General features: G+C 45.7%; 9 protein-coding genes. 1 reads left to right on the top strand and 8 read right to left on the bottom strand.

Features of this window, described 5'->3' with window-relative positions; translation table 11 throughout:
• The 3 genes from QUB16_RS31695 to bioF all read right to left on the bottom strand — a co-directional run.
• Positions 1–202: hypothetical protein (locus QUB16_RS31695; RefSeq protein ID WP_333322242.1), on the bottom strand; the 202-nt coding region annotated here is incomplete at its 3' end.
• Positions 203–286: 84 nt separating this feature from the next.
• Entirely contained in the window at positions 287–436 is a 150-nt protein-coding gene (pirA, locus tag QUB16_RS31690) for an arginine synthesis PII-interacting regulator PirA (protein WP_172185012.1), read from the bottom strand.
• A 284-nt stretch (positions 437–720) separates the two neighbouring features.
• Complete coding sequence (bioF, locus tag QUB16_RS31685; protein WP_333322240.1) at positions 721–1,893, bottom strand: 8-amino-7-oxononanoate synthase; 1,173 nt, start codon at positions 1,891–1,893, stop codon at positions 721–723.
• Between the two features lie 66 nt (positions 1,894–1,959).
• Between bioF and QUB16_RS31680 the strand changes: the two genes are divergently transcribed.
• Positions 1,960–2,895, top strand: coding sequence for an exopolyphosphatase (locus QUB16_RS31680; RefSeq protein ID WP_333322239.1), 936 nt, complete (start codon positions 1,960–1,962; stop codon positions 2,893–2,895).
• Between the two features lie 123 nt (positions 2,896–3,018).
• Here the strand turns inward: QUB16_RS31680 and QUB16_RS31675 are convergent, their stop codons facing one another.
• From QUB16_RS31675 to QUB16_RS31655, 5 genes are all read right to left on the bottom strand, one after another.
• The gene (locus tag QUB16_RS31675) at positions 3,019–3,252 is read right to left on the bottom strand and encodes a hypothetical protein (RefSeq protein WP_333322237.1); all 234 of its coding nucleotides are present in this window, start codon (positions 3,250–3,252) and stop codon (positions 3,019–3,021) included.
• Between the two features lie 11 nt (positions 3,253–3,263).
• The gene (locus QUB16_RS31670) at positions 3,264–4,385 is read right to left on the bottom strand and encodes a glycosyltransferase family 4 protein (RefSeq protein ID WP_333322236.1); all 1,122 of its coding nucleotides are present in this window, start codon (positions 4,383–4,385) and stop codon (positions 3,264–3,266) included.
• Positions 4,386–5,676: 1,291 nt separating this feature from the next.
• Positions 5,677–6,804 (bottom strand): type II secretion system F family protein, encoded by a 1,128-nt coding sequence (locus tag QUB16_RS31665; RefSeq protein WP_333322235.1) that lies wholly within the window; start codon positions 6,802–6,804, stop codon positions 5,677–5,679.
• A gap of 182 nt (positions 6,805–6,986) precedes the next feature.
• Positions 6,987–8,084: a type IV pilus twitching motility protein PilT gene (locus QUB16_RS31660; RefSeq protein ID WP_333317755.1), complete on the bottom strand. Its 1,098-nt coding sequence runs from the start codon at positions 8,082–8,084 to the stop codon at positions 6,987–6,989.
• Positions 8,085–8,159: 75 nt separating this feature from the next.
• Positions 8,160–10,166, bottom strand: coding sequence for a GspE/PulE family protein (locus QUB16_RS31655; RefSeq protein WP_333322233.1), 2,007 nt, complete (start codon positions 10,164–10,166; stop codon positions 8,160–8,162).
• Positions 10,167–11,439: the final 1,273 nt, after the last annotated feature.

Genomic DNA, 11,439 nt, shown 5'->3' with positions numbered 1-11,439 from the left:
TGTACAATACGCGAGCGGGGACGCTCGCACTACAATAAAAAAAATGCTTTTTACAAAACTGAGATGCTCCCGATCGCGCCCTCACCATGTGCCAGTTGCGTAACTGTTCCCTCTTCCTTCTTTCTTCTTCCTTCTCAATAAAAAATCCCGGTTTCTTGAAGAAACCGGGATTTTTCCTACCAACTAAGAGAGGAGTCAACACTTCACAGGTAGCGGTTGCCGGAATTCTGCATTTCTCGCACAACCCTCTAAACCAAACTACGGGCAAATTCTAGTGGCAGCTTCTTTAAAGCTGTCTCATTTCCTCTTCAAGCACCCGAACCAAATCTTGATTGCCACTGGATCTCGCTACTTCTATGCGGTGCATCAGTTGCTTGTGAATGTTAGCGCGGTGGGTTTCTGCTACTTTTTTTACGTTTTGACGATTTGTGTTCATGGTGGACGTTCCTTATATAAAATTTGGTGTACCTGCTACTTCTCTAATATAGCGCTAAATTCCAAAAAGTATCTAAATTTACAAAAAATTTACAGTTGTTGACCGATCGACCCAACTACTGTATAAGATTGGCCATAAGTCAATAGCGATATCTTGACAATCAGAAGTCATTAGTCATTAGTCATTAGTCATTAGTCATTAGGCCGATGCCCGATGCCCGATGCCCGATGCCCGATGCCCAACATTTACATTTAGTCAAGCGGTGCGCGGTACGTACCCAATATTTACTCAAAACTCAAAACTTGCTTCAGCGCCTCTACCAACTGCTGAAGGTGTGCGAGCTCGTGAGTTGCCATCAGCGAAATCCGAATTCGACTCACGCTGACAGTCGGAGGCCGAATGGCGGGAGCAAAAATACCCATATCCTTGAGTTTGCTGCCGACTTTTAAAGCGGAGGCTGCATCTTTTAACGGAAGGCTGAAAATTGGGGAGAGGGAATTACTAATTGGTAATTGGTGATTGGTAATCGCGCAATATTTGAAAGTTTCGATATTTTGTCGCAACCGAACTCGGCGTTCTGGTTCTTGCTGTACAATTCTCACAGCTTCCAAAGCAGCCGCCGCGTCAGCAGGCGTCAATGCTGTAGTATAAATCCAACTCGGAGCTCGATTACGCAGAAAATCAATTAAAGCAGCAGAGCCCGCAACGTAACCGCCCAAACTTCCCAAAGCTTTGCTGAGTGTCCCCACTTGAATCAGCGGTGTTCCCGTACACCCGAAATGTTCTGCACAACCGGCACCGCTAGCACCGAAAACTCCTGTAGCGTGAGCTTCATCTACTAATACCATGCAGTTAAAGATTCCGGCCACAGCCAACAACTGCGGCAGCGGACACAAGTCCCCATCCATGCTAAAGACGCTATCGGTAATAATTAAACACTTGCGGTATCTCGCGCGATTTTGCTCTAGCTTTGCCGTTAAATCCTCAAGATTGCAGTGACTGTACTCTAGGGCAGTTGCACCGCTGAGTGCGGCTCCGTTTTTCAGGCTCGAATGGTTGTACTTGTCAGATAATATCAAATCGCGCTTGCCGACAACGGATGCGATCGCCCCTAGATTCGCCAAATATCCCGAACTGAATACTAAAGCATCTTCAGTTTGTTTTAAATTAGCAATAGCTTGTTCGAGCTGTCGGTGCAAATCGCGGTGTCCGCTGACCAACCTCGAACCCGTCGCACCCGTACCAAATTCCTGAGTTGCAGCCATAGCAGCTTGAATTAACCTGTCATCGCCGGCAAGTCCCAGATAATCGTTGCTGGCAAAGTTAATCAGGCTGTGGCCTGCTAACTTTACCACAGGCCCAGGGGAACTTTCGATCGATTGTGGCGATCGATACCAATCGGCCCGGCGAACAGTGTCCAGGGACTTCTCTATCCAAGCGTAAGGGTCTGGGTTCATATTGGAAAGCGATCAGGTAATACGTTATATTAGCTGGTGATCAGTTCCTCCGTATCACAGAAGCATATGCCACTCACTAAAAAATACAGATTAGTCACCCGCAGCGATTTTGACGGTCTTGTCTGTGCCGTTTTGCTCAAAGAACTCGATATGATCGACGAGATTAAATTCGTGCATCCTAAAGATATGCAGGATGGAAAAATCGAAATAACAAATAACGATATTAGCACCAATTTACCCTATGTGGAGGGAGTTCATCTAGCTTTCGATCACCATTTCAGCGAAACTCTTAGACACGAGAAAATCAAAATTAACCACATCATCGATCCCTATGCAGCGTCTGCCGCTAGGGTACTGTACAAATATTATGGAGGTCAAGCAAAGTTTCCTGATATTTCTGAGGCGATGATGGCGGCAGTTGACAAATCAGATTCTGCTCAATTTGCCCAAGAAGAGGTTCTGCATCCGCAAGAATGGGTGCTGTTAAACTTCATAATGGACGCCCGAACCGGCTTGGGAAGGTTTAAAGAATTTACCGTTTCCAATTATCAGTTAATGATGCAGTTAATCGATTACTGCAAATATCATACCATCGACCAAATATTGCAGCTTCCTGATGTAAAAGAAAGAGTAGACCTCTACTTCGAGCAAGAAGAAAAATTTAAAGAGCAAATACAGCGCTGCGCCAAAGTTTATAATAATTTAGTTGTTTTGGATTTGCGTAACGAAGAGGTGATTTATGCAGGGAATCGTTTTGTAATATACGCTTTGTTCCCTGAGTGCAATGTATCGATTCACGTACTTTGGGGTCTGAAACAACAAAATACTGTTTTCGCAGTTGGCAAGTCAATCTTTAACAAAACTTCTAAAACTAATATTGGGGAGTTAATGTTAAGATATGGCGGCGGTGGGCACCAGAATGCCGGAACTTGTCAGATAGAGAACGATAAAGCTAGTCAAGTTTTGAAAGAGTTAATTGCCCAGATAGAGCAAAATGGTTAAATTGGCTTTATCTTTTTTGCAGTCAGGACTTGAGTCTTTGATTATTTATTTTAATTTTCAGCACTAAAGTCCTTACTAAAAATGGGGATTTTTAGGACTGAAGTCCTTACTGCAAACGGGAGTTTAGTCCTCAAGGTTTTGATCTGGCGGGTTCTGAACACTGACATTTTCTGAACTGTTGCCTTTGACTGGTGGCAAATGGTCTACCAAACCCATATCAAAAGCGATATCCGGCAACTCATCAGCGTTATATTTTCCTGGCTCAAACAATCGACCGGGAGTAAAACAAGGCTGTTTCAATCGTACCACCTCCCCGGGTGAAAACATTCCCCTAAACATTTTGCGTTCGAGTCCCATAATTTCTGCTCCTAAAACAACTTTCGCATTAATCTTAGCAATTTTTGAGCGGCAGCTTCCCAATTAAATAAATCCGCCGTCTCTTTAGCTTTTTGACCTACCTGAAAACGCATCGGGTCTTCAACAATTTTTCGTAACTGTTCGCGAACCGACTGAACATTTGGCTCTGCCCAATGAGGATCATTTCTGATTTTTAGATACTCAGTATCGTAACACTTTCCCACGGGAATTAGATCGTAAGCAATGGGATAGCAGTTATTAGCATTGGCGTACTCAGTCGGGCCGCCGTACATAGTCATAGCAACGGGCAAACCTGCTGCAAACGCATCCAAAATTTTAATCGCAAAACCCTCGCCGCGAAACGGAGCTAAAAAAGCATCTGCTGACAAGTATAAATCAGCTAGTTCTGCTTTATTATAAAATTTAGGGATTATCAGAATTTTGGCCTTTAACTTGCCGAATTGTTTTTCGATATTTACGAGATGTTCCACTATGCTATCAGTATTTTTGCCGCCATCTTTGATTATTAACTCTACGTTAGAATCATCTTTAAACTCTTCCCAAAAAGCTTGAAGGGCCAGATCCGTGCCAAATCTATACAAATCAAAAGAATTGGTCATGTGCAGAATATACTTTACATCTTTTTGGTTTTTTTGCGGTCTGGGCAAATAGAGTTGCGAGATTAAAGGATTGAAACCTAGAGGCATGACTGATACGTTAGCCGCCGGACATCCAGCTTTTATTAAAACGTTTTTAGAATATTGGCTGACGGCTAGTTTGTGAGATGCAGTGTTAACAGCATCGTAAATCCAGTAATCATAATCCTCATGGTTTTTGGCGAATTCGTAATTGATAGCAAAAAGTTCTAAGTTGAGATGTCCGTTGAGTTCTTTTAAAAAATAAGGTTTCCAATAATGAGACCATTTGATATGAAATAAATCTGAGGGTGTGGTGTTCATCCACTTCTCTAGCAGGTCGTTTTCTTCTGCTGTGGAATGGCGGCTGAGAGGAGAGGCTATTGTTGAAGGTTCGACCGAAATAGGAATTCCCATTTGGTCTAAAGTTTTGGCCAGGGATAGGGTAATGTCGGTGAAGGAGTTAAAGTGTTGAAAGGCAACGTTAAAGTGAACCATATTTATTGGTTATTAGTCAGGGTAATCCCATCTAAGTTGGTATAAATTGTACTTGACAAATCACATAAAATGCACCCGCCAGAGGCAGGGCGGCGGTGGAGACGGGATGGGCGACCAACAAGCAGTTAAACTGGGAAGGGACTCCCGGCAGGTATCCCTCACTGAGGCAGATGGAAAAAGGCTGCCGTCAAATCTACCGCTAACGGAACATTGTTGAACGTGCTATCAACCGACTCAAGCAATGGAGTCGGAGCGCTATTCGATATGAGAAGCCGCCTGCCAATTATACAGCCACGATCGCGATCGCCTGCATTCTGTTGTGGTTATAGTTTGAAAACACGGCCTAGACAAGAACACCTGATGGAGATAAATCAACTAGGTGGAACCCCAGCGAGCGTGCTTAGCTGGCTATCAGCATCACACTCAATTTTCCTTCCTTAGTTTACGAGCTGCGCTTGAAAGATACTGTCAAATGTTTAAAAAATTTCCCTCACCATTAAGCTGTTCGGCATTTAAAGGAGGATAGTAGGGTGCGGAGCGTAAATAAGCGTTTCCCATGTATAGTCAGTGTTCTAGCTGACGCACCTTACCTGGAGCGTTAATGGTTTAAATGCGTAACAGCTTATACCTTAATTAAGATGCGATTACCCTGTAATATCTCTGAGTAATTTTTTTTATTTTTTATATTCTGGGGTCGTTCAAATTGGCTAAATATTCTAAAAAACTGGCCTTTAATATATTCACCGAAGCCAATGAATCTGTTTGTTTTGGTTGGTGATTTAAAGTTTGAGTAAAACCTTTTGGGAGCATCTCAGTTTTGCATTTACAGTGCGAGCGTCCCCGCTCGCGTATTGTACAATACGCGAGCGGGGACGCTCGCACTACAATAAAAAAAATGCTTTTTACAAAACTGAGATGCTCCCAACCTTTTGCCATTGATAGCATCCATCAACTAGAATAACTACATTTAAATTTATTCGGATTTAACTGTAGCATATTTGGGGTTCAAATTAAGATGCGTTTAAAGTGGAGCGTAAAGCCAGGATTAGGCAGCAGTTAATTCTGTCTGCCTATCCTACTTGACTTTTGTGACATTTTCGTAAGTTTTCACCAATGGGAAGACCCTGGTAAGGAAGATTTGGAGGCACAGCCTCCAAATTGTTTTCTCTTTTTAATCGAGGATGTGCCTCCTCCAAAAGTCTGCCCAGGCAGAGCCTGGGGACGATTGAAATAGTCATTGGTCAGGCGTTAATTGCTACTAACTAATAACTAATAACTAATTAGCTCTTTTTTACAGCTTCTGGAACACTGCGAACATCGGCAGATACATCGACAGCAAAATCGAACCTACGATACCACCGACGACGACAATCATCAGAGGTTCTAGCATACTGGTAAGTCCTTTTACTGCTTCTTCCACTTCCGTTTCGTAGAAAGCGCCAACTTTCATCAGCATCTTGTCAAGTTCCCCTGTCTCCTCGCCAATTGCCATCATTTGAATGGCCAAAGACGGAAAAACAGCTTGTTCTTGCAAAGCAATACTGATCATGCCGCCGCTTTGAATTTCCTGTCTCGCATATTCGATCGCATTAGATATCGCCTGATTCCCCGCCACATCTCGCACAATTTCCAAAGAATTGAGAATCGGCACGCCCGATCGCGTTAGTGACCCAAATATCACGCAAAAGCGAGCCACCGCAGATTTTTCGATCAAATCGCCAAAAATCGGCATTTTCATCGCAATTCTATCAATTTGTAGGCGACCTATGGGAGTTTTGTAGTACATATCGAAGGCAATTTTTAGCGCTATAATCACCCCAATAACTGTTATCTGTTGGATGGGAGGCCAAGCCGTACAAAATGCACTAATTGCCAACATAAACAACGTAAATGCTGGCAAATCTGCACCAATATCCTTAAAAATTTTGGCGAAAGTTGGCAGCAAGAATATAGTCATTGCGAAAAAAATCACGATCGCGATAGAAAACACCGTCTTCGGATAAGACATAGCCGAATTAATTTCAGCCTCCGTCTTGTGATTTTTTTCCATCATCACCGCCAGACGGTCTAGGGTTTCATCTAGCACCCCCCCGACTTCTCCCGCCGCCACCATACTGATAAACAGTTGGTCAAAAACATCAGGAAACTTAGCCATCGCCTCTGCCAAGTTTATCCCCTCCTGAACGTCCGCATTCATGCTCCTGAGCGCTCGCTTCAGCTTAGCATTAGAACACTGCTCGTGCAGCACAGAAAGGCATCGAACGATCGCCACCCCTGCATTAAACATAGCCGCAAACTGACGAGCAAAAATAGCCATATCCTTAACAGTAAGGCTGGTAAGGTTATATTCAATTTGCTCCTGAATCTTACCGAAATCAAAGCCACCTTTCGGTTTTGGGCGGATAACGTTGGTAGCCACAGCTCACCTCTGAAAATTTATTAAAACTTAGTTGTCAGTTGTCAGTTATCAGTTGTCAGTTGTCAGTTGTCAGTTGTCAGTTGTTAGTTGTTAGTTGTTACCCATAATTAATAACAACGGTCAACGGCCAACTGACTAATGACCAATGACTAATAACTAATGACTAATGACTGCTGACGGAATTAATGAGCTTTTACCGGGGCGCTACCCACAGGTGCCGGGCCGATCAAGCGTTCGAGTTCGTCAGCCTTAGAAGCCTTGGCCATTGCCGATTCCCAAGTGACTTTACCGCTCTTGTAAAGTTCCGCGAGGGCCATTTCCATCGTCCTCATACCCAATTTTGCCCCCATTTGGATTTGGGAGTAAATCATGGGAGTTTTGCCCTCCCGGATCAAGTTAGACATAGCAGGAGTATTCACCATGATTTCCATAGCACAGCAACGGCCGCCGCCAATTTTTATTACCAAATTTTGGCTGGCTATTCCCACCAAAGAGTTAGACACCTGGGCGCGAACCTGGGGTTGTTGAATGGGCGGGAACACGTCCAAAATCCGATCGATAGTTGCAGCCGCCGAATTAGTGTGCAGCGTTCCCATCACCATGTGACCCGTTTCTGCCGCCGAAATTGCCAGACCGATCGTTTCCAAGTCCCGCATTTCCCCCACCAGAATTACATCAGGATCTTCGCGCAAAGCAGCTTTCAGCGCATTAGCAAAGCTCTTAGTATCTTCGCCCTTTTGGCGCTGGTGAAACAAACTCTTGACATTGGGAAACACGTATTCGATCGGGTCTTCAACGGTTAGAATGTGTTCCGCCCGCGTCCGGTTGACCAGATCCAACAAAGCCGCCATCGTAGTAGTTTTCCCGGAACCCGTTTGTCCCGTCACCAACAGCATACCCCTGGGTCTTTCCGTCATATCCCGCAAAACCTGCGGCACGCCTAAAGCATCTGCGTTAGGAATCTTAGAAGCCAGAGCCCGCATACAAGCAGCCCAAGCACCCCGTTCCCGGTAGACATTTACCCGGAACCGAGCCAATCCCCGAACGCCGTAAGCGCAGTCGAGTTCCCACTCCATTTCCAACTGCTTGCGCTGCATATTGTTGAGCATTTGGAAAATCAGGATCTGCACTTCCTCAGCAGACAGAATGTCTCCGTATTGCGTCTGAGGAGTTAGTTTACCGCTGACTCGGAAGAATATAGGCGCGCCCGCTTGGATGTGTATGTCCGAACCCCCTTGCTCTACCAGGGACTCCAGTACGTCTTCAATCATCAGACCCATAGATACCTCTCCTCGATCGAATTGATAGTTATTGACCAATCTAGCTCAGTTAACAGTCAACAGTTAACTGTTGAATCAATCCAAAAAGCGTGGCGTCAAGCAGTACGGACAATCCAGCATCTCCGGCTTCAATTCCGCCTGACAAGTTTTGCAGGTAAGTCCCTGCTTGCGTTTGGCTTTCATTTCCGCCTCCAGGCCAGAGTCTGTAAACGTCACCCGCTCGACTTCTTCAAAAGTAGTCGCGCCTTCCCGCACCAACTGCAAGCTGTAAGCCAACAGCGTTTTCATCCCTTCTTCTACTGCTGCTTCCTTAATTTGCTCTGTGGGAGCTCCTTGAGTGATCAGAGTTTGAAGCCGCTCAGTATTTTTCAGGAACTCGTAAACCCCTACCCGCCCTTTGTAGCCTAGGCCGGCGCACTTCCGACAAAGTTCCTCGCGTTCTGCGAGTTCCTTCCTTTCCTCCACGGGTACAACGTTGGCTTTGTAAACAGTGAGATCAATTTCTTGAGAAGCCGACAGACCGTACTTGCCGAGTTCTGCGGCACTAGGCTGGTAAGGAATGCAGCATTTGTCGCAAACCCGCCGCATCAGACGCTGAGCCAACACGCCCAACAGAGCGGCCGAAACCATGAACGGTTCTACGCCCATTTCTGCCAAACGCGCGACTGCCCCGGCCGCGTCGTTCGTGTGCAGCGTCGTCAGCACCAAGTGTCCCGTCAAAGCAGCTTCCAGAGCCGTTTTGGCCGTTTCCTTGTCCCGCGTTTCCCCCACCAGCATCACGTCAGGGTCTTGCCGCAAAAATGCCCGCAGAATGTTGGAAAAAGTCAAGTCTTTTTCCCGAATTACTTGACATTGGGTAATTCCTGGCAAAGCATATTCGATCGGGTCTTCCGCCGTACTGATATTAACCCCCGGATCGTTCCGTTCCGCCAGAATCGAGTACAGAGTAGTTGACTTGCCCGAACCCGTCGGCCCCGTCACCAAAATCAGTCCGAACGGACGGCTAGCACTCTCTCGCACTAAAGCCAGAGTTTCTTCGTCGGAGATTAACAAACCCAAACCCAACTGAGTGCTGGAACTGTCCAAAATCCGCAGCACGATTTTTTCGCCGTACCGCGAAGGCAAGCTGTTCACCCGGAAATCCACCGTGCGTCCCTCAAATACCCGGCGGATGCGGCCGTCTTGAGCTTGTCGGCGTTCGGCAATATCCAGGTTGGCAATAATCTTGAAACGAGCCGTAATCGATTGGACTACCTGCTTGGGAAACCGGAAATACTCTTGCAGCACCCCATCTTTCCGCATCCGTATCCGCATGAACTCTTCTTGAGGTTCTACGTGGATGTCAGACACCTTTTCCGACAAAGCTTTAGCCAAAATGATATTGACGGCCTTAATTACGGGAGCAGCCTCTGCATCGTCCAAGGTGTTAGCGAGGTCTTCTTGGTCGGTGCTCTCCTCTACTAGGGAGAGTTCGCCAAAATCTCCCTCCCCTAAATCCATCTTTCTCTGCTTTTCGATTTCAGCTTTTTTAGCTTCCCTCTTAACTTGTTCGTCTTGATAGGTAGAAGTTATGTCCTGATAGTCGTCTGGCGTAATCACCCGTCGCTGCAAAGCCAAGCCATGAGGCTGTAAAATCCGCCGCAAATCTTCTATGGCGTTGAGGTTGTCGGGATCTACCATTGCCACTAAAACCGCCGCAGGCTCAGTTTCAGTCTTCGCTACGGGTAAAAACCGACCTTGGTGACAAATGTCGATCGAAATCTTCAATGCGTCGAGCATAACTCCGAGTTGCTCGTTAGACATTTCGCTCATCTCCGGGTCAAATGCTTCAACGCCGTAGACTATCTTCCGTTCAAACATCTGCTGCTTCTTGTAAAGCCGCAGCAATTCTGGAGGCAACGGCTGCCCGGTAAGTGCTTCTAACACCTCCGTCAACCGCTTGCCGGAGTTCCGGCTATCAACTAGAGCTTGCTTCACTTGCTCGCCGTTGACGTAACCCGACTGAATCATCTTGGTGATAGCCGGAGTAAAAGTGCTTAGAGCAACTATCGATGTGGAGCGCAGCGGGGATGTGCTAGTCATAAAAAACACTCAATAGGTGGGAAACTCAGTCACAAAGAGTGCTGAGAGGAAAAGCAACGCGGGGTTTTAACCCTCGGATTTTTGCTTATGGATCAGCTATCATTTTCTTGCTCAATCCCTATCTCTCCAGTGTAAGCTCGCAGTCCCCTCTAAGCTTCGTCCACAAATTGACGAGATGTTGGAGGGATTTGCCAATCCTTGCAATCAAATCTTGTTCGTTGAGTGCTAAGTTGCTTACTTACCTGATTAACTTGCGGGATACTCTCGTTATAGCGTCAGGGCACATCACTTGGGGATTCCCCGTACCGGGAGAGAAAAGCGGGGCGGGGTGTGTCCCCCTCCCAGGCTAATTCTATTTTCCCAAATTGTTTGCTCAAATTACACCGTCCGTGGTGGCGCGGTTAGCTGTACTAAATTAAAGATGACCTATGTTCTGTGATGATAGCTTTTACGAAAGCCTCGATCGCCCTTGTGAAATATATTTTGATTAATTATCTGCGATCGGTCACTGCCCGATCGTCGGCTGCATGAGCTCCCAGGGCAAATTTTGAGCTACTCTAGTTTTGGGTCAGTCAATATTACTTTGATTCTATCATGGTGTCCGAACCTTTGTGACGTAAGCTTGACGGTTCAAAAATCTTGGGAAGAGGCCAATTAGATATCAATCGTATTGACAGATGAGCCTCTGAGCAAAACCAACTAATCTCTCTCATTTGGCTGGAAAAAATTTGAGACTTCAAGCGACTTCGGCGGTATTGAATCAGAAAAACCACAGCCCCAATTCGCATCAAGATTAATAACCTAGTATCTGAGTTACACAAGCACACAGCTAACTACCTAGTCACTCAATACAAATTCCTCTTTCTCCCGACTTTGGAAACTCAGCAAATGGTAAAAAAAATCCAGCGTCAGCTTGCGACTAAAACAGCCTGATCGATGATAACTTTAAGTCACTATCGTTTTAAGTCAACCTTGAAACATCAAGCCTCCTAAGTGGGAAATCTGGTAGTAGACTTAACAGCAAAATATACTTATAAAAATTGTTGTAAAGGCGATCGCGTTAATTAAAAATGAGGAACCAACCAACATTGGGTTGCCCCCATTGTGGCCATATTATACGTAAATATCTAAACTAACCTTTGAATATTTTAGGGAAAGCTTTGAGCAATGTCTCCCGATCGGGCGAGACTTCCTCTTTTCACCGAAGAACGAGCCCGGCGTGCCCCTGGCTTTAGACACGGGGAGGAAGTCGGCTTCGGTTTCAACCGCCTTC

It is taken from the genome of Microcoleus sp. D3_18a_C4 (assembly GCF_036702415.1).
Taxonomy (GTDB): Bacteria; Cyanobacteriota; Cyanobacteriia; order Cyanobacteriales; family Microcoleaceae; genus Microcoleus.
Note: the sequence above shows the minus strand (reverse complement) of the source record. Positions and strands in the feature narration are given on the sequence as shown.

Bases quoted from the DNA above. Each gene is read 5' to 3' on its own strand.
- pirA (WP_172185012.1), bottom strand. From the start codon at position 436: ATGAACACAAATCGTCAAAACGTAAAAAAAGTAGCAGAAACCCACCGC.
- bioF (WP_333322240.1), bottom strand. From the start codon at position 1,893: ATGAACCCAGACCCTTACGCTTGGATAGAGAAGTCCCTGGACACTGTT.
- QUB16_RS31680 (WP_333322239.1), top strand. From the start codon at position 1,960: ATGCCACTCACTAAAAAATACAGATTAGTCACCCGCAGCGATTTTGAC.
- QUB16_RS31675 (WP_333322237.1), bottom strand. From the start codon at position 3,252: ATGGGACTCGAACGCAAAATGTTTAGGGGAATGTTTTCACCCGGGGAG.
- QUB16_RS31670 (WP_333322236.1), bottom strand. From the start codon at position 4,385: ATGGTTCACTTTAACGTTGCCTTTCAACACTTTAACTCCTTCACCGAC.
- QUB16_RS31660 (WP_333317755.1), bottom strand. From the start codon at position 8,084: ATGGGTCTGATGATTGAAGACGTACTGGAGTCCCTGGTAGAGCAAGGG.
- QUB16_RS31655 (WP_333322233.1), bottom strand. From the start codon at position 10,166: ATGACTAGCACATCCCCGCTGCGCTCCACATCGATAGTTGCTCTAAGC.